The sequence below is a fragment of the Ruegeria sp. CDSB022 genome, assembly GCF_059611145.1.
The window spans coordinates 35,520-62,160 of record NZ_JBXWOZ010000013.1 but is presented as its reverse complement, the minus strand read 5'-3'; the positions used below and the strand labels follow the sequence as shown (position 1 = coordinate 62,160).

At 57.0% G+C, this 26,641-nt stretch carries 26 protein-coding genes; 10 read left to right on the top strand and 16 right to left on the bottom strand.

Annotated elements, in window-relative coordinates; genetic code table 11:
- Positions 1 to 56 precede the first annotated feature (56 nt).
- The 5 genes from AC2FIZ_RS16415 to AC2FIZ_RS16395 are packed head-to-tail and all read left to right on the top strand — an operon-like array spanning position 57 to position 6,760.
- Positions 57 to 2,459, top strand: a complete 2,403-nt coding sequence (locus AC2FIZ_RS16415) for a GcvT family protein (protein WP_281973449.1) — start codon at positions 57 to 59, stop codon at positions 2,457 to 2,459.
- Between the two features lie 2 nt (positions 2,460 to 2,461).
- Complete coding sequence (locus AC2FIZ_RS16410) at positions 2,462 to 4,006, top strand: trimethylamine methyltransferase family protein (protein WP_496694539.1); 1,545 nt, start codon at positions 2,462 to 2,464, stop codon at positions 4,004 to 4,006.
- Positions 4,007 to 4,681: a TetR/AcrR family transcriptional regulator gene (locus tag AC2FIZ_RS16405; protein ID WP_282022267.1), complete on the top strand. Its 675-nt coding sequence runs from the start codon at positions 4,007 to 4,009 to the stop codon at positions 4,679 to 4,681.
- Positions 4,678 to 5,982, top strand: a complete 1,305-nt coding sequence (locus AC2FIZ_RS16400) for an NAD(P)/FAD-dependent oxidoreductase (RefSeq protein ID WP_496791345.1) — start codon at positions 4,678 to 4,680, stop codon at positions 5,980 to 5,982. The genes AC2FIZ_RS16405 and AC2FIZ_RS16400 overlap by 4 nt, the downstream gene beginning before the upstream one ends.
- A gap of 55 nt (positions 5,983 to 6,037) precedes the next feature.
- Positions 6,038 to 6,760: a hypothetical protein gene (locus tag AC2FIZ_RS16395; protein ID WP_142639393.1), complete on the top strand. Its 723-nt coding sequence runs from the start codon at positions 6,038 to 6,040 to the stop codon at positions 6,758 to 6,760.
- 20 nt (positions 6,761 to 6,780) lie between these two features.
- Here the strand turns inward: AC2FIZ_RS16395 and AC2FIZ_RS16390 are convergent, their stop codons facing one another.
- Positions 6,781 to 7,170 (bottom strand): DUF3307 domain-containing protein, encoded by a 390-nt coding sequence (locus AC2FIZ_RS16390; RefSeq protein WP_416383939.1) that lies wholly within the window; start codon positions 7,168 to 7,170, stop codon positions 6,781 to 6,783.
- A gap of 214 nt (positions 7,171 to 7,384) precedes the next feature.
- On the opposite strand from AC2FIZ_RS16390, the gene AC2FIZ_RS16385 reads away from it, so the two are divergent.
- Positions 7,385 to 10,381, top strand: coding sequence for an ABC transporter transmembrane domain-containing protein (locus AC2FIZ_RS16385; protein WP_425595922.1), 2,997 nt, complete (start codon positions 7,385 to 7,387; stop codon positions 10,379 to 10,381).
- Here AC2FIZ_RS16385 and AC2FIZ_RS16380 read toward each other — a convergent pair.
- The 9 genes from AC2FIZ_RS16380 to AC2FIZ_RS16340 form a co-directional block, all read right to left on the bottom strand.
- Positions 10,378 to 10,671, bottom strand: coding sequence for an ArsR/SmtB family transcription factor (locus tag AC2FIZ_RS16380; RefSeq protein WP_142639497.1), 294 nt, complete (start codon positions 10,669 to 10,671; stop codon positions 10,378 to 10,380). The two genes, AC2FIZ_RS16385 and AC2FIZ_RS16380, sit on opposite strands and share 4 nt — an antisense overlap.
- Positions 10,672 to 10,780: 109 nt before the next feature.
- Positions 10,781 to 12,013 (bottom strand): mandelate racemase/muconate lactonizing enzyme family protein, encoded by a 1,233-nt coding sequence (locus AC2FIZ_RS16375; RefSeq protein WP_142639397.1) that lies wholly within the window; start codon positions 12,011 to 12,013, stop codon positions 10,781 to 10,783.
- Positions 12,014 to 12,037: 24 nt separating this feature from the next.
- Positions 12,038 to 13,132: a zinc-binding dehydrogenase gene (locus AC2FIZ_RS16370; protein WP_281995926.1), complete on the bottom strand. Its 1,095-nt coding sequence runs from the start codon at positions 13,130 to 13,132 to the stop codon at positions 12,038 to 12,040.
- An 82-nt stretch (positions 13,133 to 13,214) separates the two neighbouring features.
- Positions 13,215 to 14,414, bottom strand: coding sequence for a TCR/Tet family MFS transporter (locus AC2FIZ_RS16365; RefSeq protein WP_142639399.1), 1,200 nt, complete (start codon positions 14,412 to 14,414; stop codon positions 13,215 to 13,217).
- Positions 14,415 to 14,487: 73 nt separating this feature from the next.
- Complete coding sequence (locus AC2FIZ_RS16360) at positions 14,488 to 15,213, bottom strand: alpha/beta fold hydrolase (protein ID WP_281973453.1); 726 nt, start codon at positions 15,211 to 15,213, stop codon at positions 14,488 to 14,490.
- Positions 15,214 to 15,225: 12 nt separating this feature from the next.
- Positions 15,226 to 16,014 carry a 3-oxoadipate enol-lactonase gene (gene pcaD, locus AC2FIZ_RS16355; RefSeq protein WP_281973454.1) on the bottom strand — a complete coding sequence of 263 codons (789 nt, stop codon included), beginning with the start codon at positions 16,012 to 16,014 and terminating at the stop codon, positions 15,226 to 15,228.
- Positions 16,015 to 16,071: 57 nt separating this feature from the next.
- Complete coding sequence (locus AC2FIZ_RS16350) at positions 16,072 to 17,046, bottom strand: threonine ammonia-lyase (protein ID WP_281973455.1); 975 nt, start codon at positions 17,044 to 17,046, stop codon at positions 16,072 to 16,074.
- Positions 17,043 to 17,870 (bottom strand): alpha/beta fold hydrolase, encoded by an 828-nt coding sequence (locus AC2FIZ_RS16345; protein ID WP_496791344.1) that lies wholly within the window; start codon positions 17,868 to 17,870, stop codon positions 17,043 to 17,045. The genes AC2FIZ_RS16350 and AC2FIZ_RS16345 overlap by 4 nt, the downstream gene beginning before the upstream one ends.
- Positions 17,870 to 18,556 (bottom strand): haloacid dehalogenase type II, encoded by a 687-nt coding sequence (locus AC2FIZ_RS16340; RefSeq protein WP_496791342.1) that lies wholly within the window; start codon positions 18,554 to 18,556, stop codon positions 17,870 to 17,872. Before AC2FIZ_RS16340 ends, AC2FIZ_RS16345 begins: the two co-directional genes overlap by 1 nt.
- Positions 18,557 to 18,665: 109 nt before the next feature.
- Here AC2FIZ_RS16340 and AC2FIZ_RS16335 point away from each other — a divergent pair, with 109 nt between their 5' ends.
- On the top strand, positions 18,666 to 19,094 hold the full coding sequence (locus AC2FIZ_RS16335) for an FKBP-type peptidyl-prolyl cis-trans isomerase (protein ID WP_142639411.1): 429 nt from the start codon (positions 18,666 to 18,668) through the stop codon (positions 19,092 to 19,094).
- A gap of 15 nt (positions 19,095 to 19,109) precedes the next feature.
- Here AC2FIZ_RS16335 and AC2FIZ_RS16330 read toward each other — a convergent pair whose 3' ends face one another.
- From AC2FIZ_RS16330 to fabA, 4 genes are read right to left on the bottom strand one after another with little or no spacing between them, the layout of a single operon-like run.
- Positions 19,110 to 19,295: a hypothetical protein gene (locus AC2FIZ_RS16330; RefSeq protein ID WP_142639413.1), complete on the bottom strand. Its 186-nt coding sequence runs from the start codon at positions 19,293 to 19,295 to the stop codon at positions 19,110 to 19,112.
- A 59-nt stretch (positions 19,296 to 19,354) separates the two neighbouring features.
- Complete coding sequence (locus AC2FIZ_RS16325; RefSeq protein WP_142639415.1) at positions 19,355 to 20,146, bottom strand: enoyl-ACP reductase FabI; 792 nt, start codon at positions 20,144 to 20,146, stop codon at positions 19,355 to 19,357.
- Positions 20,147 to 20,151: 5 nt separating this feature from the next.
- Positions 20,152 to 21,381 (bottom strand): beta-ketoacyl-ACP synthase I, encoded by a 1,230-nt coding sequence (fabB, locus tag AC2FIZ_RS16320; RefSeq protein WP_281973459.1) that lies wholly within the window; start codon positions 21,379 to 21,381, stop codon positions 20,152 to 20,154.
- 31 nt (positions 21,382 to 21,412) lie between these two features.
- On the bottom strand, positions 21,413 to 21,922 hold the full coding sequence (gene fabA, locus AC2FIZ_RS16315; RefSeq protein ID WP_142639419.1) for a bifunctional 3-hydroxydecanoyl-ACP dehydratase/trans-2-decenoyl-ACP isomerase: 510 nt from the start codon (positions 21,920 to 21,922) through the stop codon (positions 21,413 to 21,415).
- 187 nt (positions 21,923 to 22,109) lie between these two features.
- Here fabA and irrA point away from each other — a divergent pair, with 187 nt between their 5' ends.
- Positions 22,110 to 22,526 carry an iron response transcriptional regulator IrrA gene (irrA, locus tag AC2FIZ_RS16310; RefSeq protein ID WP_142639421.1) on the top strand — a complete coding sequence of 139 codons (417 nt, stop codon included), beginning with the start codon at positions 22,110 to 22,112 and terminating at the stop codon, positions 22,524 to 22,526.
- Positions 22,527 to 22,528: 2 nt separating this feature from the next.
- Here irrA and AC2FIZ_RS16305 read toward each other — a convergent pair whose 3' ends face one another.
- Entirely contained in the window at positions 22,529 to 23,419 is an 891-nt protein-coding gene (locus tag AC2FIZ_RS16305) for a LysR family transcriptional regulator (protein WP_496791341.1), read from the bottom strand.
- An 86-nt stretch (positions 23,420 to 23,505) separates the two neighbouring features.
- Between AC2FIZ_RS16305 and AC2FIZ_RS16300 the strand changes: the two genes are divergently transcribed.
- Positions 23,506 to 24,303: a phytanoyl-CoA dioxygenase family protein gene (locus tag AC2FIZ_RS16300; protein ID WP_496791340.1), complete on the top strand. Its 798-nt coding sequence runs from the start codon at positions 23,506 to 23,508 to the stop codon at positions 24,301 to 24,303.
- A 5-nt stretch (positions 24,304 to 24,308) separates the two neighbouring features.
- On the opposite strand, the gene AC2FIZ_RS16295 is transcribed toward AC2FIZ_RS16300, so the two are convergent.
- Positions 24,309 to 25,172, bottom strand: coding sequence for a hypothetical protein (locus AC2FIZ_RS16295; protein WP_282027610.1), 864 nt, complete (start codon positions 25,170 to 25,172; stop codon positions 24,309 to 24,311).
- A 121-nt stretch (positions 25,173 to 25,293) separates the two neighbouring features.
- Between AC2FIZ_RS16295 and miaB the strand changes: the two genes are divergently transcribed.
- Positions 25,294 to 26,613 carry a tRNA (N6-isopentenyl adenosine(37)-C2)-methylthiotransferase MiaB gene (gene miaB, locus AC2FIZ_RS16290; protein ID WP_281973461.1) on the top strand — a complete coding sequence of 440 codons (1,320 nt, stop codon included), beginning with the start codon at positions 25,294 to 25,296 and terminating at the stop codon, positions 26,611 to 26,613.
- The last annotated feature ends 28 nt before the right edge of the window (positions 26,614 to 26,641 follow it).

Below are 26,641 nucleotides of genomic sequence, written 5' to 3'. Positions count from 1 at the left end.
GACAGGTGTGAACAGTATCACTAGCGTCTCCCTCGAGTCATGCAGGGGAGAGCATAATGAAATCTCAGTATCGCGTTGTGGTCATCGGTGGCGGCGTTGTGGGCGCCTCGGTTCTGTATCACTTGGCCAAATTCGGCTGGTCAGATGTGGTCATGCTGGAACGGCGGCGATTGGCGTCGGGATCGTCCTGGCACGCGGCGGGCGGTATTCATGCGCTGAACGCGGATCCGAACATGGCATCGCTGCAGGCCTATACAATCGACCTTCTCAGCGAGATCGAAAAGGAATCCGGGCAGAATATCGGCCTGCACATGACTGGTGGTCTGACTTTGGCTGGAACGCCCGAGCGGTGGGAGTGGCTGCAGGCCAACTATCGTATCTTCCAGTCCATCGGCATCGATGATTGCGAATTGCTGACCCCACAAGAGGCGCAAAAGCGCTGCCCAATCATGTCGACCGACGGCGTTCTGGGCGCGATGTGGGCCGATCGAGAGGGCTATATCGACACGACCGGTACGGTTCAGGCCTATGCAACTGCCGCCAAGAAACGCGGTGCCGAGTATTACGAGGAGACCAAGGTCGAGGAATTGATCCAGACCGATGATGGCTGGCAGGTCGTGACGGACAGGGGCACAATAACTTGCGAGCACGTGGTCAATGCCGCAGGGCTTTGGGCCAAGCAGGTCGGGCGCATGGCGGGGGTTGAGCTGCCAGTGTCGCCGCTGAAACATCACTATCTGATCACGGATACAGTACCCGAAGTGGCGGCGGCGGATTTTGAGATGCCAATGACCGTGGACCTCGAGGGGTTCACCTATATGCGGCAAGACCAAAAGGGCGTTCTGGTCGGTATCTATGAGGTCGACCATGAACATTGGGCCATGGACGGCGCGCCGTGGAATTATGGCGAGGAACTGTTTCAGGAGCAGCTTGACCGGATCGAGAATGAACTGACGTTGGGCTTTGAACGCTATCCGTCGATCCAGAATGTCGGCATCAAAACCTGGGTCAACGGGGCGTTTACATTCTCGCCTGATGGTAACCCGCTGGTCGGGCCGGTTCCAGGCAAACGCGGGTATTGGACCGCCTGCGCTGTCATGGCCGGGTTCCTGCAGGGCGGCGGCGTTGGCAAAACGCTGGCTGAGTGGATGATCCATGGCGAGCCCGAGGCCGATGCATGGCCGATGGACATTGCCCGCTATGGCGATTTTGCCCAGAACAAACGCTATATCCGTGAAACCACCGGGCAATTCTATTCCCGCCGTTTCGTGATGAATTATCCGAACGAACAGCTGCCTGCCGGTCGTCCGCTGAAGATGGCGCCAGCTCATGACGCGATGACTGAAGCGGGATGCAAATGGGGTGTCAGCTGGGACCTTGAGGTGCCGCTGTACTTCGCGCCGAAAGGGTTCGAAGAAACGCCGACCCTCAAGCGATCCAACGCGCATGACATCGTGGCCAAGGAATGCAAGGTGATCCGCGAGGGCGTCGGCCTGATGGACATCTCTGGCTTTTCCCGGTTCGAGGTCACCGGACCAAATGCCGAGCTGTGGCTGGATCACGTGATGGCTTCGAAACTGCCCGCGCCGGGACGGGCCAAGTTGGCACCAATGCTGGGTGAGAATGGGCGGCTAAAAGGGGATCTGACCGTTCTGAATTGGGGCGATGGCACCTGGTGGATCATGGGCAGCTATTACCTGCGCGCCTGGCATATGCGCTGGTTCGACGATCATATGATCGACGGAGTCGAGGTTCGCGATCTGGGCGAGGAGTATTGCGGGTTCGGTCTGGTCGGGCCGAAATCGCAGGAGGTAATCCAAAAACTTGCCGAGCAGGACGTCTCGGGCCTGAAATTCATGGGCTGTGGTGATTTTGATATCGGTCTTGTCAGGGCTCGCGTTGCGCGCATGTCAGTCACTGGTGAAAAAGGCTATGAGATCAACTGCCGCTATGGCGATCACATCAAGCTGCGCCGGATGTTGCTTGAGGCCGGGGCCGACGCGGGCATCCGCGAGTGCGGTTTCAACGCGATGCTGTCCACGCGGCTTGAGAAGAGCTTTGGCATCTGGTCGGCGGAATTCACGCAAGCGTACACGCCGGGCATGACAGGTATGGATCGCTGGATCGATTGGGACAAGGATTTCGTCGGTAAAGAGGCCGCCTTGGCCGAACGCGATGGCAATGGTCCTGCGCAGGTTCAGGTGACGCTTGAGGTTGATGCTTTGGACGCAGATGCCAGCGGATACGAACCTGTCTGGTCAGGGGCAGAGCACGTGGGTTTTGTCACCTCGGGCGGCTATGGCCACTCCACCGGCAAGTCCCTGGCGATGGCGCTGGTCAATCGTGACAAGGCCGCACCAGGCACTGAACTGTCTGTCCATGTGGTTGGGGTCGAACGACCTGCGCGGGTCATCGCGCCGTCGCCCTATGATCCACAGGGCAAAGCGATGCGGGGCTGACAATGACCAACCCCGAACGTGGACGGCGAAGGCGAGGGCGTGGCGCTGATGCCGCGCCTGCGACCAACCGCAAGGTCGACTACCGCCAGCTGAGGAATCCATTCCCGGTGATGGAGGTGTTTCCGGCGGATCAGATCGCTGACATGCACGAAACCGCGCTGCGTTTGTTGCAAGAGTTGGGCATCAAGGTGCTGCTGCCTGAGGCGCGGAGCATTTTTGCCAAAGCTGGCGCGCGCGTTGATGTCGATAGCGAAATGGTTTTTATTGGTCGCGACATGGTCGAGGCTGCGGTGGCCTCGGCGCCGAAATCCATTGCCTGCCGGGCCGGTGCGTCGCACCGGGATTTCACGCTGGAACTGGGTAGCCTTGTGTTTCAACCGGGGGCAGGGGCGCCGAATGCCACTGATCTGGAACGCGGACGTCGCCCGGCGACCGGGCAGGACTATCTGGAATTTCTGAAGCTCACCCATCATTTCGACGTGTTCCAGATGATCTCGCCTCAGGTTGAACCGCAGGATGTGCCGACCCCTCTGCGGCACTATTTCACCACGCAGGCGCAGATGGAGCTGACAGACAAGTTCCCATTCTTCTTCTCGCGCGGGACACCGCAGGTGATGGATTGCTTTGAGATGCTGTCGACCGCGCGCGGCCTGTCGGATGACGAGTTTCAGGCCTCTCCGCACAGCTATACAATCATCAACACCAACAGCCCGCGTACGCTGGACATACCGATGGCGCAGGGGCTAATCGACTTTGCTCGGCACGGGCAGATGTCAATCATCACGCCCTTTACGCTGATGGGGGCGATGGCACCGATCACGGTGGCGGGGGCCATCACCCTGTCCCATGCCGAGGCGTTGGCCGCACTGACCCTGACGCAATTGGCACGTCCCGGTGCGCCTGTGTGCTATGGCACTTTCACCAGCAATGTGGATATGAAATCCGGTGCTCCGGCCTTTGGAACGCCCTCGCATTTTCAGGCCTCACTGGCGGCCGGGCAGTTGGCTCGGCATCTGGGCCTGCCGTGGCGCTCGGCTGCGGGGTCGGCTTCAAACATTAATGATGTGCAGGCGGCAAATGAAAACCAGTTTGGCCTGTGGGGGTGCCTGATGGCCGGGGCGACGGTGATCATTCACTCGGCGGGATGGCTAGAGGGCGGATTGACCGTGTCCTTTGAAAAACTGGTCTGCGACGCCGAAGTGCTGAACATGGTGGCCGAGCTGTGCACCGGGGCGCAGGCTGGCGAGGCTGAAATTGGGTTCGACACCGCGCTAAGCGAGGTCGAGCCCAGCGGACATTTCTTTGCATCCAGCCAGACGATGGACCGCTATAATACCGAATTCTATGAGCCGCATGTCCATGATTATGCCAATTTCGGCACCTGGGCCGAGCGTGGATCGTTGGACGCAAACAGTCGTGCGACCGGTGTGTGGAAGGAGATTTTGGCCAATTTTCAGCCACCTGAGCAAAACAGCGACCAGATTGGCGCGCTGAAGGACTTTATTGCCAAACGTACCGAAGAGGGCGGCGCGCCGCCGGAGAGTTAAATGAATACGAAACCCATCCTGCACCGGGACGACCCGGAAGCTGAACCGCTGATCGGAAATGTCAAAGTCACGCGCGACGACTGGCTGAACGTGGCGTTGGATGTGCTAATCTCGGACGGGGTCGATCAGATCAAGGTGATGAATCTGGCGGAACGGATGGCCGTGTCTCGGTCGTCCTTCTATTGGTACTTCAAATCGCGCCAGGAACTGCTGGATGCTCTTCTGGCACGGTGGCAGGCCACCAATACCGCGGCATTGGTCGCGCAGGCCGAAGCTCCGGCAAAGACGATAACCGGTGCGGTGTGCAATGTGCATCGCTGTGTCGTCAATACCGACCTGTTTGACACCGCGCTGGATTTCGCGGTGCGCGACTGGGCGCGCAAATCGGGCAAGGTGCGGCGCGCGCTGGACCAGTCTGACGCCCGACGGTTGCTAGCGCTGCACGCCATGTTTGCCCGCTTTGGCTATTCCGAGGTCGAGGCGGAAACCCGTGCGCGCGTGCTGTATTACATGCAGATAGGATACGATCTGGCGCAGCTGAATGAACCGATGTCCACGCGGATATCAATGGTGCCGCATTATCTATATGTCTTCACCGGGGTCGAGCCGAGGCCAGAGGAAGTAGAAGAATTCAGCGCCTATTCGCGCCATCACTGGAAAGGAGAGCCATCATGAGTCAACCAGATGCAATCATCATCGGAACCGGCGTGATCGGGGCGGCCATCGCATTTGAAATGGCCAAGGCCGGGTGGAAAACCGTATCTCTGGACCGAAACGCTCAGGTTGGCCATGGCTCAACCGCCGGATCCTGCGCGATCATTCGGATGCATTATTCCACCTTTGACGGCACGGCATTCGCCTGGGAAGGCTATCATTATTGGCGCGACTGGGCCGAGTATCTTGGCCTGCCGCAAGGCGCCGATCTGGCCCAATTCCGCGAAACCGGCTGTCTGGTCATGAAGACCGAGGCGAACGGGCTGCTGGAAAAACACATGAAGAACAGCTCCGCGCTGAATTGCCCGTTCGAGGAATGGTCCCCCGAACGGGTCACCGACCGGCTGCCGGTCTATTCGCAGGACAGTTTTGCCCCCGCTCGTCGCATGGATGACCCCGAGTTTGGGCAGCCCAACGGACGCAAGATGCAAGGCGGCGTTTACTGGCCTCAAGCCGGGTATGTCACCGATCCGGCCCTATCCGCACAGAACCTGATGGATGCCGCCAAACAGCACGGGGCCGAAGTGCGGACCGGGGCCGAAGTGGTCGAGATTTTGACTGATGACGGGCGAGTTTCTGGTGTCAGGTTGGCATCGGGAGAAGACATTCATGCGAAAGTTGTGGTTAACGTAGCCGGGCCGGGTTCGGCCATCATCAACGGGATGGCAGATGTTCTGGATGACATGACCATTCAGACCCGCCCCTTGCGCCAAGAGGTCGTTCACGTCCCTGCGCCCGAGGGGTTTGACTTTGAAAATGACGGGACAATCGTGTCGGACAGCGATATCGCCTGCTATTGCCGGCCAGAGCATGGCAACCACATCCTGGTGGGCTCGGAAGACCCCGAATGCGACCCACATCAATGGTGCGAAGATGACGTAACCTATGATCGTGACTTTACCGACCAGTGGACGACGCAAGCGATGCGCTATGCCCAGAGAGTGCCCAGTCTTGGCATTCCTTCCAAGACCCGCGGTGTGGTGGACCTGTATGATGCGTCTACGGATTGGATTCCGATCTATGACAAATCCAGCCTTCCCGGTTTTTATATGGCCTGCGGATCCAGTGGAAATCAGTACAAGAACGCGCCGATTGCAGGCAAGATGATGACGGCGCTGATCGGGTATTGCGAAGACGGCGCGGATCATGACAGTGCGCCGCTACAATTTGAACTGCCCTATATTGGACGCACAATCGATGTCGGTTTCTATTCCCGCAAGCGCCCGATCAACAAAGAAAGCAGTTTTTCCGTTTTGGGCTAGCCGACGCGTCCTGATGCACTAGCATTCACGGGATCGAGTTGAGCCCGGACGCATAATGACCAAATCGAAGAACAAGGTTCTGATCCTCGGCAGCGCCCCCACCGCGCTGCGTGCGCGGGACTGGGCGCGTACGCCGTTCACGCATATCGTCGCTATCAACAATGCCTGGCGGGTCCGCGCAGACTGGGATTTTCTGATCCACCCCGAGGATTTCCCGACCAAGAACATGCCCACATCTGTCAGTGACATCCAGCGTATAGTCACTGCAAATGAATACGTTCCGATACAGAATGGTTTCGGTGGGTTTGTCTATGCCGGGGGAACGATGGCCTTTACCGCCGGATACTGGGCTTTGTCTGCATTACAGCCCTCGGTTCTGGCTTATTGCGGTTGCGATATGATCTATTCCGGACAGGGTCGGACGCATTTCTACGGCAACGGAGCCGCAGATCCGTTGCGATCCGATGTGACCTTGCGACTGCTTGAGGCGAAGTCGGCGCGACTAGGATTGTTTGCTGCGGCGCAGGGCTGTCGCACAGTGCGATTGTTCGAAGGGCCAAGCCGACTGGTTTACCCCTCGGTCGACAGCGAAGATTTGTCTTCGGTCGAGATGCCTTCTACATCGGGGATGGCTGAGATCATACGGTCGGAGTCGGATCTTGGATATTTCGTGGAGTCTGGCCGGTACTGGGAAGTTGAGACCGAGTTCGACCCGCAGAAAATCGATGCCATAGACCAGCGGTGGCTATCGCTCTATCCATCGGCCACTCAGCTCTGAATTGCTGTGGTAATTCTGGTTCAGGCCGCGAATGTCGCCCAGGCCCAGACCATTGCCACATAGGTCAGATTATGCATGCACTGATCCAGCCCGGCTGCCCGCCAAAAGGCTGCCTGGGTTGGCATAAGCTGTTTTTTGTCGGAATAGCTGGCTTTGGCAAAGTCGATGTTGAAATGAACGATCCACTCTAGCCCGGCAATGATTACGATAAACGGCAGCGGGGTGCCGAATACCAAGAAAACCAACACCGACCCAATAACATGCACAGCGGCATGTTGGGCGCGTCCCCAGTGAAAATATTCGCCTCGGCCGGACAGCATCTTAGGCGTCTGGAGGTAAAAATCTGCAAACATATGTTTGATCTGCAATAAGCAGAGCATCAATAACACAGTGCCTAGAGTGGCAGGCAAATGAATCCTCCCGATATCGTCCTGAAGCAAACAGTAGGGGCTAATGTGAGGTTGCGCAAATGAACTTGTTCACATTCGGCAAATATCTGTTCAATTCGGAAACTATTTGCGTCTGCAGGCTTGATTGCGGTAAATTCAGACTGTTGAATTTACGAGAATTTCGTAAAGACCGGGTCAGTGATCCGCAGCAGGGGCAGGTTCCATAGAACGCACGATTTTCCGTTTTATCTGGAAATATTCAAAGCGCGACCAGCTGATTTTGCTGGCCGTAACCACGTCTTTGTTTCCGCTGCTATACCTGACGCTGGAACTGCCCAAGCGCATCATCAATGACGCGATCGGGGCTGCGACCCCTGTTGTTGATGTGCTGGGCTACAGCCTGTCGCAAACGAATTTTCTGATCATATTATGCATTGGGTTTCTGCTCGCCGTTCTGGCGCATGGTTTGATGAAAATGCGCATCAACACCATGAAAGGCGTCCTGAGCGAACGGATGCTGCGCCGATTCCGGTATCAGATGATCAGCCGCGCCTTGAGATTTCCGCAACCCTATTTCGAACGGGTCAGCCAAGGCGAAATGGTGTCGATGATCACCGCTGAAAGCGAGCCGATGGGTGGGCTGATGGGCGATGCGATCAGCCAGCCGGTATTGCAGGCGGGACAGATGATCACGATACTGTCCTTCCTGTTCCTACAGAGCTTTTGGTTCGGGCTTGCTGCCGTTTCCCTGATCCCGTTACAGGCCTGGTTGATCCCAAAGCTGCAGCGCCAGATCAATCTGTTGAACAAAAGCCGCATCCAGGAAGTGCGCGTGCTGGCTGCACAGATTGGTGAAAACGCAGCAGGTGCGTCAACGCTGCGGGCAAATGGCGGCTGGCGGTATCGCCGGGCCATGATCTCGGATCAGCTGGGCCGGTTGTTTGAAATCCGCTTCGATATCTACCAGAAAAAGTTCTTTATGAAGTTCATCAACAACTTCATTTCGCAGCTTACCCCATTCCTGTTCTATCTGGTTGGCGGCATTCTGGTCTTGCAGGGCTCGGTCTCGTTGGGGGCGTTGGTTGCGGCTTTGGCGGCTTACAAGGACCTCAGTTCGCCTTGGAAAGAGTTGCTCACATATTACAACCAGACACAGGATATGTCCCTGCGCTGGGATGTTGTGATCGAACGCTTTGCACCCTCTGGAATGCAGGACGAAAGCCTGTTCGAAGGCGAGCCCGACAAACATCCCAGGCTGGACGGGGATATTGTTCTGAAACATGCGTCTGTTCGTGACATGGACGGGAATCTGGTTCTGGACGACCTCGATCTGACATTCCCAGGCGGTAAAACCATCGGAATCGCTGCGCCCAGCGAAGAAGACCGGCGCGCGATTTCGGAATTGCTGACCCGAGAGATCCTGCCCAGTTCCGGCAGGGTAACGGTCGGGCAGGAAGATTTGTCAAAGCTGCATCAGGGAGTCATTGCTGCGCGGATCGGTTTTGCCTCATCGCGACCGGTTATGTTCCAGGGAACTTTGGGCGACAATGTGATGATGCCGATGCGTCTTCGTCCTCTGTCGACAGAATCAGACGACCCCGGCTTTGCTGAAACAAGACGAGCGGGCAACAGTACCGACCCGTTTAGAGTTGATTGGCTGGACCCGTCGCTGGCTGGTTTGAACACCGTGGAAGACCTGCGCGACTGGTGGTTACAACTGATCGACGGTCTAGGTTCGGGCGCTGCCCTGTTTCAGCGCGGTGCTGAACAGACATTCGAAGCCAACGAGCACCCCGAGTTGGTCAGAAAACTGGTTGAACTACGGCCCAAAGTTCAGGAGGCGGTGGTCAAGGCTGGGCTGCAACAGCAGGCTCTGATCTTTGACCGCAATGCATATAATGCCGCCTTGCCGGTCGCGGAAAACCTGCTTTTCGCGACACCCTGCGTTCCGGTCACTCAGGAAATACTGACCCGTCAGGGCGTGTTTTTGGGGCAGCTGCGCGAGCTGGGCTTGGACGAAACCCTGGTCGGCCTGACGCGCGATGTCATTGATATGTTGCGCCAGATCTTTGGGTTGGACGGCACGGACCACCCGTTGTTCCGCAAGCTTGGCTTGCAGGCCGAAGTCTACGAAGCTGCCGTCGAACTAGTAGAGCGCACCCGAAACGAAGGTGTCAGCGGTCTGGATGATGGGCAACTGGCCAACCTTCTGGCGGTTCCGTTTGTCATCTCGGCTGAACAGATTGGCCCCGCGTTTACGGATGAATTGAAAAACCGCATACTTGAATTGCGGCAAAGCCACTCCGAAAAACTGCTGCAACATCTGAATGATGTCTTCGTGCCGCTGAAGGAAACCGAGTTTGCCCCCGGTCTGACCGTGATGGAGAACGCTTTGTTCGGTAAGGTCAGCCAGATCGGCGGCGCGCGATCAGATGAGGTCCGTAAGCTGATCGTTGATGTCCTTTCTGAAAACGGAGCCCGACCTTTGGTGGTCGAGCTGATTTACGATGTACCGGTCTCGCTGGGCGGGCAGAACCTGCCTGCGGTTTTCGCCGAACCTTTGGCCTTTACGCGGGCTACGATCAAGAAACCCGACATTCTGATCCTGGATAATGCTTTGGCAAGCTATGACATGGAAACTCAGATTGCGGTCTATAAAAACCTGCGCGCCCTGTTGCCAAATGCGACGGTGATTTATCTGAACGATCAGTACGAAAACCCTGACGTATTCGACATGTTCATAGAAATAAGGCAAGGTCGTGTGGTTTCAGACGAAGGACCCGCCGACGTGGAAGAAGATAGCGCAGCATCAGCCGATTTGGCGCGCAAGCTTCGTGCGCTGGAACAGACGCCGCTGTTTTCCGGTCTTGACCGCAGGCAGCTGCGCCTTCTGGCATTTGGTGCGCGCTGGTTCCAGGCTCAACCGGGAGAGGTGGTGTTCCTGAAAGACGACCAGCCCACCGATGGGGCCTATGTCGTTTTGGAAGGCGAGGCAGGCCTGTATTTGCCGCAACCAGAAGGTCCCGATCAACTGATCGCAACGGTTGGCTCTGGCGCATTGGTCGGAGAGTTGGGGTTGATCCGAAAGGAACCCCGCGCCCTGAGCATGATTGCGGAAACCGACCTGTCTTGTCTGCGTATCGGTGAGGAAGAATTCCTGGCCGTGGTCGAAAACGATGCCGCAACCGCTTTCAAGCTGATGCAGGTGATCGCCGGCTATGTTTCGAACTAGGGGTTGGCTTCAGGTTTGCAGAACAGGTCGTATAGCAGCTGGATGACTTTCGCTGTATTTCCGTCCTGCAGGGAATAGTAGATGGTTTTGCCATCGCGCCGTGTCGACACCAGCTGTTCTTCTCGTAGGCGTGCCAACATCTGACTGACTGCGGCCTGCCGGATTTGCAGCAGTTTTTCCAGCTCACCAACCGATTTCTCGCCATCACCCAGATGGCACAAAATCATCAGGCGGCCTTCATGCGCCAGCGTCTTAAGGTACGCGGCGGCACGTGCTGCACTTTCCTGCATGCCGGGCGGAGTTTCGTCCGAATTCAGTGTTTCGTGGTCTTGAACTGTCACGTGCGTATTGGTTCCAAACTTGGCTTTGGCGCAATATGACTCAGAATTTCAGTACTTGTCACCCCTTTGCAGCAGGGGCACCGCCCTGAAAGGCGTTGCCGTTGGCATAGTCGCAAGGTTCTTCCTGCATCTGAAGGTGCAACCCATCGCCGGTATAGGGGTGTGAGCGGGCCAGATCTTCGTCCACTTCGATCCCCAACCCTGGCGCATTAGGTGCCACGACAAAGCCATTTTCAACGCGCAGTGAACCTTTGATCAAAGCGTCGTGATACGGCGTATCAATGGTTTCCAGCAACAGCAGATTTGGGATTGAGGCTGCCAGATGGATGTTGGCGGCCCATTCAACTGGACCAGCATAGAGATGCGGAGCCATTTGGGCGTTGAATATCTCGGCCATGGCTGCGACTTTCTTCATCTCCCATATCCCACCTGCACGCCCAAGGGCGGGTTGCAGGATTTCTGCCGCACCTGCGCGCAAAACTGCACCGAATTCGGCTTTGGTGGTCATGCGTTCCCCGGTTGCCACGGGTATTCGCACGTTGCGAGCGACGCGGGCCATGTCTTCGATCATGTCAGGTGGGGTAGGTTCTTCGAACCAAAGCGGTGAATAGGGTTCCAGCGCCTGACCCAGCCGGATTGCGCCTGCGGTGTTGAACTGACCGTGGGTGCCAAACAACAGGTCGGCCTTGTCGCCGACCGCTTCACGGATCGCTTTGCAAAAGGCAACTGACATCGAGATGTCGGACATAGCAGGCATATGCCCGCCACGGATCGTGTAGGGACCAGCGGGATCAAATTTTACTGCCGTGAAGCCGCGGCTCACCATTTCAGCTGCACATTCCGCGGCCTGGTCGGGCGAAGTCCAAAAGTCGGCCAGGTCATGCCGGGGCAGGGGGTAAAGGTAGGTGTAGGCCCGGATGCGTTGATTAACCAGCCCACCCAAAAGCGCATAAACCGGACGGTCGCGATCTTTACCCAGAATGTCCCAACACGCGATTTCTAGCCCTGAAAACGCACCCATTACGGTCAGGTCGGGGCGCTGGGTAAAACCGCTGGAATAGACGCGGCGGAACATAAGCTCGATGTTCTCGGGGTTCTCGCCGAGCATATGCCGTTCAAAGACATCCCGGATTACGTGACACATAGCTTCAGGTCCAATGGATGAAGCATAGCATTCGCCCCAACCGGTGACGCCTGTGTCGGTGGTAACCTTTACCAGTATCCAGTACCGGCCACCCCAACCCGGAGCAGGGGGGGCCGTGACAATGATATCGAGATCCTGCAGTTTCATAGGATATACTCCAGCCGGGGCTGCTTAGGCCCTGTCAAACATGATGACGTTTCGTTTGGCCGATCCGGTTTTGGTATCCGCAATCGCCTCGTTGATTTGCGACAAGGACCAGCGGCCCGAGATCAGTTCATCCAGCCTCAGCCGCCCCTGTTCATACAGGTCGATCATCCAGGGAATATCACGTTGGATCACCACATCCCCCATCTTTGACCCGATCAGCCCCTGACCAAGTGCGGCCAGGACAACAGGTTCATAGCTTGCCATGTCGCCGGAATGGGGCATCCCGATCATGATGGCCTTACCGCCTCGGCCAAGATAGCGAACGGCCTGGTCATAGGCCGGGATTGCACCGACTGTGATCAGCACGGCATCGGCCCCTCGACCGCCAAGTGCGCGGTAAGCTGCCTTCCATGGTGCGTCCAAAGTGGCCAGAACGCCGTGGGTTGCACCAAATTCCTTTGCAATGGCCAGTTTGTCCTCGGTCATGTCGACCGCAACGATACGCCGGGCACCCGCAATCCGTGCGCCTTGTATGGCGTTCAGGCCAACGCCTCCGGCCCCGATCACGACGACATCCTGACCCGGGCGCAGACCGGCGGCATTCACGGCAGCGCCCACACCGGTGATTACCCCGCAAGACAGCAGACTGGCCACATCCTTTGGCAGGGCCTCGGGAACTCTCACGATCTGCCGGTGGCTGACCACGACTTTTTCGGCAAAAGCCCCGCACGCCATTGCTTGCTCCAGCGGGCCCCCGTCAGCGGTGCGCAACGGACCTTTTACAGTGTCGTGGGGTGTTTCACATAAGGTTGGCTTGCCACCCGCGCAGGAGGGGCAGGAACCGCATGCACGGATCAGCGTCACCACGACGGAATCGCCAACCTCGAACCCTTCGGTCATGCCGCCCGTTGCGGTGATCACACCCGCGGCCTCATGGCCATAAACAGCGGGCAGGAATCCACCCCAGGCGCCGCTGGCGAAAGAAATGTCGGAATGGCAGATCGCAACCGCATCCAGGGTGACCTCGACTTCGCCGGCGGCGGGCGGGGCGATCAGCACGTCTTCTATGACCAGGGGTTTGTCGAATGCCCGACATACGGCCGCCTTGATGGATTGCATGATGTCCTCGTATTCGGTTTTAATCACGGTGGCGCGGTTCGGAATGACCTGCAAGGCCGAAACCGTCATCGTCATGTCGTTGTTATGCAGAAATGGGGCGAGATCTGTAAAAGAGGATAAGGCCGACAATCATAAGGCACATGGCCAGAAGAAACGGCGCGCCGGGAAAATAGATGGCGGAGCCGGGCTTTGCGAACCAGGCAAATACGCTGCTCATGACCAGAGGGGAAATCACCATGGAAAGCGCGTGCAGTGAAGTTAGCACGCCTTGAAGCTCTCCTTGTTGCGAATCTGGTGTTGCGCGCGAGGCCAGAGCCTGGATTGCCGGGGTTGCGACTGCGCCGATAGCCGTGATCGGGATCAGCATCAGCGCGATTATTCCATTAGTCAGAAAAGCCAGAAGCAGAAAGCTGACAATCTCGAACACCATCCCGAGAAGGATTGTTACGCGTTCGCCGAGAAAACGTGTGGCGGGGCGTATCAATCCGCCCTGAACCGCGGCCATTCCAATTCCATAAAGACCCAGCGACACACCAATCATCTGGGGTGACCATCCAAAACGCTCGGCGGTGAAATAGGCCCAAATGGCCGGATAGACGTAGATTGAGACTGAATAGAGGAAATAGACCCACAACATCGGACGGATTCCCGGCAGCGCCGCGATGGCACGCAATGAATTCACGGGGTTAGCGCGGCGCAGGCTGAACGGGCGCCGGTTCTTATCGGTCACCGTTTCAGGCATCACCATCAAACCGACGCCGAATGTTATGGCCGAAAGCGCTGCGGCAGCCCAGAAGGGCGCACGTGTTCCATATTCGCTCAGCAATCCGCCGATGACCGGACCCAAGACAAAGCCAACCCCGAATGCCGCCCCTAACAGACCGAAGTTCGCAGCTTTTTCGTGGGGTTTCGACACATCCGCCATGAACGCCGCGGCGGTGGAATGAGTTGCGGCTGTGATCCCGCCGACGATCCGACCGGCAAGTAATAGCCAAATACTGCCAGCAAGCGCCATGACCACATAGTCCAGCGACATAACAAACAGCGATACCAACAATACACCCCTGCGCCCGAAAGCGTCAGACAGGTTGCCCAGGATCGGTCCAAAGATAAATTGCATCGCTGCAAAAGCGGTGCTTAGGACGCCGCCCCAGATCGCCGCGCTGGCCAGCGTACCACCCTGAACATCAATAATGAGCTCGGGCATAATGGGCAGCACAAGGCCAATCCCCATTGCATCAATCATGACAGTGGCAAGAACAAACAGGAAAGGTAAGCGCATGGGAACCGACAAAGAAAGTTTCGGGCACCCTATCGGGGGTCAGGTTCAGAGGAAAGCCGCAAGATTTCGCAGATCAGTCAAGAGTATCAAAGCCCTGCGCGATGTCGTCCAATAGATCGGCCAGTTTTTCAGGGTGCGAAAAGAATGGCGAATGAGAGCTTTGGATGGAATGGCGCATTCCCTCGGGCATGCTGAGGCTCATGATGTGCTGGTATTCAGGCGGGATGGTATGGTCGTCGAGTGTTCGGATATATGCTTTGGGCATATCCTGAAAATGTGCTGTCAGGGTAAGCCGTGTCTCCTGAGGTGCAATGGCCTGCGGGCAAAGCCGAGCCAGCGCATAAAGCAGGACCTCTTCCGGGCAGTCGTGGTAAAACAAGGCCTTCACGCTATCGGGTTTGACCGTATAGGACAGCCCGTCAGTCGATTTTTCGACGGCATCAACTATTGTTTGCCGCGGTGATTTCCGGCGCATCTCGACCATCGACAATCCGTTCTCGGGGACGTAGGCGGACAGGAAAACAAGTCCGCGCATCGCATCCGGTCTCAATTCGGCGGCGGCACTAATGGGGTATCCCCCCCAAGAATGGCCGACGATGATCGTATCCGATCTGCTCGCAGCCAGAACGGCGTTCCGGCAACTGTCCAGGGTCACCTGGTCGATCGACGTCGGGTCAGATCCGTGGCTGGGCATATCAATTGCGCGGACCGAATGGCCGCGTGTTTCAAGTGCTGGGATCAAATCTCTCCAACACCAGGCACCATGGCATGAGCCATGGACCAACAGAAAATCCGCCAAAGCAATGCTCCTTCAGATATGACCGATGCCAGTCAAAAAGTCTTTTAGTAGGGCCGCGTATTCAATGGGTTGTTCGACGCAGGGCAGATGGCCCGCTTTGCGTATCAATTCGAAACGGGCACCGGGAATAAGATCAATGGTTTCTTTTACTAGATCCGGCGGGGTAGAGCCATCCTCACTGCCCGCAATGCCCAAAGTCGGCAAACGCAGGCCACTTGTTGGCGTGTAAAAATCGGTTCCGGAAATGGCGGCGCAACATCCCAGATAGCCTTCAACAGGTTGCCGCACCATCATGTTGCGCCATAGCAGGTGCTGGGGCGACGCGTGGAATGCCCGCGAGAACCAGCGCTCCATAGTTGCGTCGGCTAGCATTTCGATGCCGCCGATCCGGACGGCTTCCATACGGTCCGCCCAAATCGCGGGGGTGGCTATTTTGGCCGCTGTATTTGATAGAACCAGCCCGCGAATCAAATCCAGGCGTTTGACGGCCAGACCCTGCGCGATCATCCCGCCGATGGACAGACCGACAAAAACGCAATCTCGGACCTTTAGGTGATCCAGAAGGCCTTCGGCATCGCGGATCAGCGCCCCCATCGAATAGGGCGCCTGAGGCGCCGAGGACAGGCCATGCCCGCGTTTGTCGTATCGAATGACTCGCAGCCCATCAGGCAGGTATGGCAGCATCGCATCCCACAGGCGCAGATCGGTGCCCAGCGAGTTCGCGAATACGATCGGCGCGCCTTGTGGGGCGCCGTCGATCCGGTAATGAAGCTGTACATCCCCAAGGTCAGCTATCTGCATAAAAATCCTTTGTCTTTGCATGCTGAACTGACACGCTGCCGGAACCGACGGCGGTTGTCAGGTCAGGAACTCCATAGCTTTGGCAAAGACGTCCGGGTCCGCATTGCCACCCGATGCGACAATGATAACGGCGTCTCCTTGAATTTCGGACCTGCGAAACAACGCTGCGGCCAGGGAAACCGCACCGCCCGGTTCCAGCACGATCTTCAGGCGCAGAAAGGCCAAAGCCATGGCGCGCATCGCCTCTTCTTCGGTCACAGACAGGCCGGGACCGCACAGCCGTTGCAGGATCGGAAAGGTGATGTCGCCGGGTTGCGGGGTCAGAATGGCGTCGCAGATATTGCCAGATGTGGCCGCGTTGTTCTGTATTCGTCCCAGTGCCAACGAGCGTTTGACGTCGTCAAACCCTTCGGGCTCGCAGGGGCGAGCGCGCAGACCGGGTGCGTGCCCCTCGAGCGCAAGCGCAATACCCGAGGTCAGCCCCCCGCCGCCGCAACAGACCAGCACATCGGCCTGTTCCACACCCAGAGCAGCCGCCTGACGCGCGATTTCCAGCCCGGTTGTTCCTTGCCCGGCTATCACCAGCGGTTCATCATAGGGGCGGATCAGGGTCAAGCCACGCTTGGCCGCCACGGCCTCCCCGATTTCTTCGCGGCTTTCATTGGAGCGGTCATACAGAACCACCTCGGCCCCCAGAGCGCGCGTGTTGTCGATTTTGAGCTTTGGGGCATCCGAGGGCATGATGATAACAGCCGAAATACCATGCTGTGCGGCGGCATAAGCCACGCCCTGAGCATGATTGCCCGAGGAATAGGCGATCACACCTTTCTTTCGGTCTGCTTCACTGAGGCCCGAAATGGCCGACCACGCCCCGCGAAACTTGAAACTGCCGGTGTGCTGCAGGCATTCCGGTTTTACCAACACGCGGCGACCCGCGATTTCATCCAAAAACGGAGAGGTCAGGATTGGTGTTTCTCTGACGTGCCCTTGCAGACGCAGGGCTGCGGCTTCGATCATTTCAAGTGTGCTCATGCCGCGTCCAGTACTTTGCGAATAACGCCCAATGATTGAGGTTCGTCCAGAAACGGCACGTGTCCGCGATCGGGCACGGTAGCCGAGATCAACCCTGGATGCCGGTTCTGCATCTCGGCCAATGTCTGCGCGCTCAGAAGATCGGAATTTTCACCGCGAATGACACCCGTTGGGATGTCGTGCAGGGCCTCGAAGAACATCCACATATCCGGGATTGCCCCGGCTGCGGCCTGTTCCAGCAGCGCTGTGCGCAGGGCCGGATCATAGCGCAGGGTCAAACCCTCTGTCGTTTCCTGATTTTGAAATTCAGCCATCTGCCGCCATCTTTCCAGTGAAATCCCTGGAAACTGCGGGCCCAACACGTGCTGAAGCGCCTGCGCGGCCTCGTCATAGGTTTTCGAGACCGGTTGTTTGCCGACATATTCCATTATTTTGGCGATGCCCGATGGATTAAAGACCGGACCAACATCATTGAGCACAACAGCCGCCAGCCGCTTTGGGTTGGTGGTGGCCAAGGTCATCGCGATCAGGCCTCCACGTGAGGTCCCAATCACGGTCACCTGATCCAGGCCAAGATGATCCAGCAGATCGATCACGTCCTGAGATTCGCGTAACAGGCTATAGTTCCCGTGATCCGAGTCATGCTCGGATTGCCCGCGCCCGCGATAATCCATCGCGATCATCCGCCAATCGGTCATGTGTGGGGCAAGAAATGAGAAATCCCGGCTGTTTCGGGTAAGGCCAGCCAAACACAGGACCGGCCTGCCGCTGCCGGTGTCTTCGAAATAGAGGCGTTTGCCGTCGTTGGTCGAAAAAAAGGGCATCAGAGTCCTGCAAGTTCCGGAATGGATGTCAGGTCGGACAGTACATGCGTTGGCTGCCATGGCAACCGATCCATTGGTTCGTTCGCACGGTTGACCCAGGCGGTGACGAAACCATAGCCACTGGCCCCCGCCGCGTCCCAGCCATTTGAGCTGACGAACAAGACTTCGTCGCGCTGGCAGCCGAACCTCTGCGCGACCAGATCGTAAACCTTGACATGCGGTTTGAAGACGCCAACGCTTTCGACCGACAGAATATCATCCAGAACGCCGCTTATACCTGCGGATTGAACCGCACCATCCAGCATCGGCGGTGATCCGTTCGACAAGATCGCAGTCTGCATCCCGCCGGCCTTCAGGGTGGCCAGCATTTCGGGAACCTCGGGATAGGCCTGTAATTCCCAGTAGAGATCAAGCAGGCGCTGGCGTAGGGCAGGGTGCTGGTCCAGCCCCGTTGCCTCTAGTGCCCAATCCAGACCGTCCTGGGTGACGTCCCAGAAATCTGCATGTGCATCGGCCACCGCACGCAGCCAGGTGTATTGCAACTGTTTCAGGCGCCAGTGATTGGCCAGTTCCGGCCATTTCTGCTGCAGCGCCTCATTGCCAGGTTCCGATGCGGCTTGCCTTGCAGCGGCGGCCACATCGAACAACGTGCCGTATGCATCAAAAATGCAGGTTGTGATCGGCATCAATTCCCCTCCGTTCATTCGGTGCAGGTTTGCAAAAGTGCTAAGGGTTTACAATGTTGCTTCATTGCCTAGGTTTGACCGCTCAATTTTTTATCGGCCGGAGGCCAAAATGACAGCGATAAAACAGGGCGACACAGTTCGCATCCACTATACCGGTACGTTGCAGGACGGGAATGTCTTTGACAGTTCACAAGGGCGCGATCCGCTGGAATTCGAGGTGGGGTCCGGGCAGATTATTCCCGGATTGGACAGTGCTATGCCTGGTCTGGTGGCCGGGGACAAAAAACGTGTCGAGATCGCCTGCGTTGATGCTTATGGGCCGATCAATCCCGAAATGCGCCAGAGCATTCCACGCGAAGGTATTCCGGACGACATCCCGCTTGAACCCGGCACCCAGTTGCAGATGCAAACGCCCGAAGGGCACGCATTGCCGGTAACTGTTGTCGAGGCTGATGAGGTGACCGTCACGCTGGACGCGAACCATCCTCTGGCCGGAAGGGACCTGATTTTCGAAATCGAAGTGGTTTCGGTGAATTGAGTTTCGTGATCTGGATCAGCCTGAAAACAGGCTGGTCCATGATGCAAAGATCTCGCGTACATGCGGCTGAGTGAAGAATACAAACAGCATCAGCAGCATTGTTAGGGTCATCAAGGCGACGCGGCCCCTAAACCCCAGAAAACCCGGTTTTCGGCGGGAAACCCGCTTGCTGCTGGCGATGATTTGCTCTGCTTTGTTCATGCAACTATCCCTGCCTGCGAAAGATGGTCAAATCTTGGCACTGACAGGGAAAGAAATGGTCACATATGGTCCGGTTGAGGCATTCCCAGAACGTGGAAGCCACCATCAACACGAATAACTTCGCCCGAGGTGCAGGCCCCCGCATCCGAAGCCAGATAAACCGCGGTGCCGCCGACAGCCTCAAGCGTGGCATTGCTGCGCATCGGAGCGTTCTGGTCGCAGAACTTGAAGGTCTTGCGGGCCCCTCCGATGGCCGCACCGGCCAGTGTTTTCATCGGACCCGGAGAGATTGCGTTCACGCGGATTCCGTCAGGTCCAAGATCGTTGGCCAGATAACGGGTCGCTGATTCCAGCGCAGCTTTGGCCACACCCATTACGTTGTAGTTGGGCACAACCCGGTTAGACCCCTGATAAGTCAGCGTCAGGATCGTGCCGCCGTTTTCTTTCATCATCGGATAGGCGCGGCGGGCCACTTCGATCAGCGAATAGGCCGAAATATCCATCGAATTCTTGAAATTCGCCCGGCTGGTGTCCAGGAACCGGCCTGTGAGCTCGGACTTATCGGAATAGGCGACGGCGTGGACCACAAAATCTATGGTGGGCCAGCGCTGGGCAAGCTCGTCAAAAGCGCGATCCAACGACTCGTCATCGGTGACGTCCGCATCGACCATGAAATCGCTGCCAAGGCTCTGCGCCAGCGGTTCCAGCCGCTTTCCGAATGCCTCGCCCTGATAGGTGAATGCCAATTCGGCGCCCGCTTCGTGCATGGCCTTTGCGATGCCCCATGCGATCGAACGGTCATTCGCCACGCCCATAACGAGGCCGCGTTTGCCTTTCATTAGATCTGACATTCCATTCACCCGTTATACTTTGAAAGAACCATGGACCCGTTCGTCCCACCAAAGCCGAAGCTGTTGGTCATGACGCTGTCCAAACCTGCATTTTCAACTAGCTGAGTTGCAATTTCTCCGGGCTGGATGCCCTCGGCAAGCGTGTCGACGTTGATCGACGGCGTTATAAAATCATGTTCCAGCATCAAAAGGCAGAAAATAGCCTCCAGCGCGCCAGCCGCACCTTGTGCGTGACCTGTCATCGACTTGGTCGAGGAAATCGGCGGCACGCTTCCCTCGCCAAAAATACGGCGCACAGCTTCGACTTCGCCGACATCTCCGACCGGGGTCGAGGTGCCATGGGCATTGATGTAGTCGACCTTGCGGCCTTCGGGCAGGGTGTCCAGCGCCAGACGCATGGCGCGTTCGCCACCTTCGCCAGAGGGGGCTACCATGTCGTGACCGTCGGAGGTTGCTGCAAAACCCGTCACTTCAGCATAGATTTTGGCGCCGCGTGCCAATGCGTGTTCCAGATCTTCCAGCACGACAATACCGCCTCCGCCGGATATCACGAACCCGTCGCGGTCTTGGTCGAATGCACGAGAAGCTTTTTCGGGCGTATCGTTGTATTTCGACGACATGGCACCCATTGCATCGAACAGACAGGACAAGGTCCAGTCCAGCTCTTCCCCGCCGCCCGCGAACATTATATCTTGTTTGCCCATCATGATCTGCTCTGCGGCATTGCCGATGCAATGCAACGAGGTCGAACAGGCCGAAGTGATCGAGTAATTGATGCCCTTGATCTTGAAGGCGGTCGCAAGGTTGGCCGAAATGGTTGAGCACATGCATTTAGGAACTGCAAACGGGCCGATCCGCTTGGTCGCGCCGTTTTTCAGAACGGTCTGATGCGCAGTCAGCATGGCGCTGGTCGACGGTCCGCCCGATCCGGCGACAAGGCCGGTACGTGGGTTGGCAACCTGGTCTTCGGTCAATCCTGAATCGGCAATCGCCTGGCTCATCGCGATATGCGCATAGGCCGCTCCGGGACCCATAAAGCGCAGGGTGCGCTTGTCCACATGTTCGCTAACGTCGATTTTGAGCGACCCGGCGATCTGGCTGCGAAAGCCATGTTCGACCATCTGGTCATTGGCCACGATGCCGGACTTGCCGGCCTTGAGTGAGGTCAGAACCTCTTCGGCATTGTTCCCGATGGAAGAGACAACTCCCAAGCCGGTGACAACTACTCGACGCATGTGCGTGCTCCTTATTTGGGGCCGGTCAGGCTCAGGCTTCGGACAGAACTACTTTCATGTCCTTGACATCGTAAATCATCTCACCGTCGGCTTCGACGATACCATCTGCGACACCCATAGTCAGGCGGCGGGTCTGGATTGCTTTCTTGAAGTCGATTTTATAGGTCAGCATCTTGCGGTCCGGGCGTACCATACCTGTCAGCTTGACCTCGCCCACTCCAACGGCCATGCCGCGCCCTTGCCAGCCGCGCCAGCCCAGGTTGAATCCGGTCAGCTGCCACAAACCGTCCAGGCCCAAGCAGCCGGGCATGATCGGGTTGCCGGGGAAATGGCAATCAAAGAACCAAAGGTCGGGCGTAATGTCGAATTCAGCGAGAATATGACCTTTGCCATGGGCGCCACCATCGGCCGAAATCTCGGTGATCCGATCCATCATCAACATCGGCGGGGCGGGCAACTGTGCGTTCCCGGGGCCGAATAGTTCGCCGCGGGCGCATTTCAGCAGATCGTCCTTGTCAAAGCTGCTTGGGAATTGGGCCATTCTGCGCCTCTCCTGCCAGGGGTCTTTCCATCTAATTTGGTCTCGTCTAGCACCCGTATGCAAGGTCCTGCAAGAGCAGTGGCCTACATCATGTTGTGTTTACATTATTCTCTGCGAATGAAATTCATTTGAAATTACCTGACTACAGCACTTATATATACCTCAGCAACAAATTGGTATTGGACTGATGACAGCAGATTGCCAGAGCATAGCCACAGGTTGGTTGGTTCACGCCGGATTGCGTCCGACGCGTCAGCGCGTAGCTTTGGCAGAGCTGCTGGTCGGTGATGGCCGCCATCGCCACGTCACCGCCGAAAGCCTGTTTGAATCGGCCAAACAGAACGGAGATGCTGTTTCTCTGGCGACGGTTTACAACACGTTGCGCGCCTTTTGCGATGCCGGGGTTCTGCAAGAAATTACCGTTGACGGATCGAAAAGCTATTTCGACACCAACACGCATGATCATCCGCATTTCTATTGGGAAGATGAGGGCCGGCTCAGCGATGCTCCGTCCGAACAGCTGGTCATCCAGCGACTGCCCGACGCGCCTGAAGGGGTTGAGATCGCGTCAGTCGACGTTGTGATCCGTCTGCGTAAAAAGTAAACTTACGTCATCAGTCCGGTCAGGATGTGCTGTGCCTTTTCGCTATGCGGATCCAAAGGGCCTGTTCCATGCCGTGCCACAACAACGGGTTCTGTTGCGATTTCATCTGACACAGGTATGCTGACCAACGGCATCCCGTCATAGCTGGTCTTGGCAGGAATGTTGGCATAGCTGATGGCAACGCCTTCGCCATGCGCCGCGAGGCTGCGTTGGATCTCGGGCGACGCGGCCCGATGTGCGACATTGGGGTTCTGCCCAAGTTGACGGAAGAGACTCAGGAAATGCTGCGCAGATAGTCCCTCGTTCGATAGGATCAGGGGGTAGGCCACTACATCCTGCAATGATACCTGCGCCCGATTGGCCAAGGGGTGGCCTTTTGTCATAACCGCGATTGGTCGATTGGTGAACAAGGTGGTCGTGGAAAAGGCCGCATCCAGTGTCAGGCCATAAGTCAAGGCAAGGTCGATCTCACCATTGACGAGGCCGGAAATCAGGCCCTGAAATTCGTCTACGCGATATGTGATATCAACTTCGGGCATGTTCTGTCGCAGGCTATGCAAAGCCTTTGCCAGCAGGAAAGGCGCGAGGTCGTCGAAACAGCCCAGACGCAGGCGCGTGGTTGCGGTACCGTCTGTTCCAGAATTTTCCAAACGTGCGGCACGTGTCAGCAGGGCCTCGGCGTTTTCAATAAAGCTACGTCCCTGCGGTGTCAGCGCCATAGCCGCTCCGCGCTTTCGGATAAACAGCGGATAGCCCAACTGGTCTTCGACCCGGGTTAGCGCATTCGACAGGGCTGGCTGCGAAACATTTAGATGCAACGCTGCAGCAGACAGGCTGCCATGCCGTCCGATGGCGCAGACATATTCATATTGGCGTAGGGTAACGTATAACATAAGGTTAACTATACATTTCAAAGATATTATTTGAATAGATGAAAGTTTCATGAGCAAATTCAGGTTAAATTCGAATGGAGGCACAGATGGCTCACCCCCTGGTTACGCAAGAGATGATTGACACATACCAACAGGACGGCGTGGTTCTGATCAAAGGTTTGTTTGCCGACTACGTGGATACGCTGCGTGACGGCATCGCGGCCAATATGGCTGAACCCGGACCATATGCGTCGGACAACCAAAAACAGGGCGAAACCGGTCTGTTCTTTGATGATTACTGCAACTGGTCGCGTATCGAACAGTTCCAGAACGTGATCCACAATTCACCGGCAGCCGAGGTCGCAGCGGATCTGATGCAGTCGCAAACCGTACAAATGTTCCATGACCATGTTCTGGTGAAAGAACCAGGCACGTCGATGGCAACGCCGTGGCACCAGGATGGGCCATACTATTTCGTCGAGGGCAGTCAGACGATCAGTTTCTGGTCGCCATTGGACCCGGTGACACAGGCCACCCTTCGTTGTGTGGCAGGTTCACATAGATGGGAGAAAGAGGTTCTGCCCACGCGTTGGGTCTCGGAAGAAGGGTTTTTCGCGGATGAAGGCCAGTACATCCCCATTCCCGACCCCGATGCCGAAGCTATGAGGGTGGTTGAATTCGAAATGGAACCCGGTGACGCGGTTGCCTTCAACTACCGTACGCTGCATGGCGCGCGTGGAAACCAGTCTGACAGCCGCCGCCGTGCTTTTTCCTTGCGGTTGGTTGGGGAGGATGCGCGATATGTGGAACGTCCGGGGCGCACCTCGCCTCCGTTTCCGGGCCACGACATGCAGCCCGGGCAGCGTTTGCGGGAAGATTGGTTCCCGGTTCTGCTGCGACGCTGATCTGCCTAGAACCACTGCCCCGATTCGATGAGCCCCAGTTCCAACAGCTGCTGGGATGACCACTGGAACCGAGCCGAGTTGCGCCAGCGGAAACTGGGGATGTCGAAGGTCGACCCCGCGTTGCTTTTAAGCGCCTTGGCTGCGCGGAAAGAACAGATCGCCGCCGTCAGATTGTGGTGCCAGGGGCAGGAATAGGTGTTGTACTCGGGCTCATTGAACGTGTGGTCGGGCAGTAACAACAGATCATTTCGCGATTTGAACAGCCCGATTCTGTCGATGCGGCGGCGTTCATAGGGGATGTGATCTTCGAACCGCCAGCGCAAACCGCCGGATATGTCCAGCTGTCTTTCCAGCGGGTGTCCTTCAGCGTTGTGTCGGGCATGTGCGTAATACCCGGTGCGGTCCAGCATGGCCTGATCCGGGGCAACCCCGTTTGGAAAGGCGCCAAGGTCATCAGCATACAGGTCGATCACATGGGTTAGCATGGCGTTCCGGCGTTCTTCGGTGTGAAAGGCAAGTAACTCGCCGATCGTGCGCGTTTCGCAGAAGGGGAAGAACAGGTATTCAGCGTTATAGCAGTAATACATCCAAAGGTCAGGAGCGGCCTGGATGACCTGATTAACCGTGTCAAAGACGACGGTTCTCGGTGCGCAGGTCAGTGTCACTCTGTGGATACGCTCGGTCAGTTTAGGATCCAGCGTAAAGGCTTCGGGCATGAACACGATCAGTGACTTGAAGCCAAGGTTCAGATGGTGCCAGATGGTACCGTCGATCTCGACATCGTCTTCGGCGAAGATCATCGCAACCGGACCTTTGGCCAACGCGGCCTTGCCGGATTGAAGGAAAGAAGTGAGACTGTCGTACTGCATTGCCTGTCCGGCCCCGTCCATCTGGAGTTTTCGGCCAAAATCGGGTAATCGCGCTGGCATTGCAAGCGGCGTTCGTTGGGTATAGATGACGCCGATCCCGCGAACGCAAAGGCCCAACCCCATGTCAGAACCCAAAAAGCTGTACATCAAGACCTATGGTTGCCAGATGAACGTCTATGACAGCGAGCGTATGGCCGAGACCCTGGGGGGGCAGGGCTATGTCGAAACCCAGAGCCCGGATGACGCGGATATGATTCTGCTGAACACCTGTCACATCCGGGAAAAAGCAGCCGAAAAGGTCTATTCCGAGCTGGGGCGTTTCAAAGGGTTGAAAGCCGAAAAACCCGATCTCAAGATCGGGGTCGCGGGCTGCGTCGCGCAGGCCGAGGGCGAAGAAATCATGCGCCGTCAGCCCCTGGTCGATCTGGTGGTTGGCCCGCAAAGCTATCACCGTCTGCCTGAGATGGAAGCCAAGACGCGCGAAGGCGCCAAGGCACTGGACACGGATTTCCCCGAAGAGGACAAGTTCGAAAAGCTCAAGAATCGTCCCAAAGCCAAACGTGGCCCCACCGCTTTTCTGACCGTTCAGGAAGGCTGCGATAAATTCTGTGCCTTTTGTGTCGTGCCCTATACCCGAGGCGCCGAAGTCAGCCGTCCGGTGGACCGTATCATCCGCGAGGCACAGGATCTGGTCGAACGTGGCGTGCGCGAGATCACTCTGCTGGGTCAGAACGTCAACGCCTATCACGGGGCTGGGCCGAACGGCGACATGACGCTGGCGGGACTGATTTGGGAGTTGAACAAGGTCGACGGGCTAGAGCGCATCCGCTTTACCACGTCGCACCCGAACGACATGGCCGACGACCTGATCGAGGCGCACGGCACCTGCGAAAAACTGATGCCCTATCTTCATTTACCGGTCCAGTCGGGTTCGGATCGCATTCTGAAGCGGATGAACCGCAGTCACACAGCCGAAAGCTATTTGCGTCTGATTGAGCGTATCCGCGCTGCGCGTCCGGATATTGTCATGTCTGGTGATTTCATCGTTGGGTTCCCTGAAGAAACCGACGAAGATTTTCAGGCCACCATGGATTTGGTCGAGCAAGTCAAATACGGCTATGCCTATTCGTTCAAGTATTCGACGCGCCCGGGAACGCCCGCAGCCGAGCGGTCTCAGGTTGATCCTGGGGTGGCGGATGACCGCCTACAGCGGCTGCAGGGATTGATCACGCGTCATCAGCGCGAAATTCAGGATGCCATGGTTGGACGCAAAGTCCGCGTTCTGTTCGAAAAAACCGGCCGGTTGCCGGGACAGATGGTGGGAAAATCTGAATATCTTCATTCGGTTCACGTCTCTGATGCGGATGTGGAAATCGGCGCGTTGCGGGACGTTTTGATCATCGGATCAGGTGCGAATTCTCTGGCGGGGCAGTTGCTCTGACCCGTCCTTTATCTGTGATGCGGATACC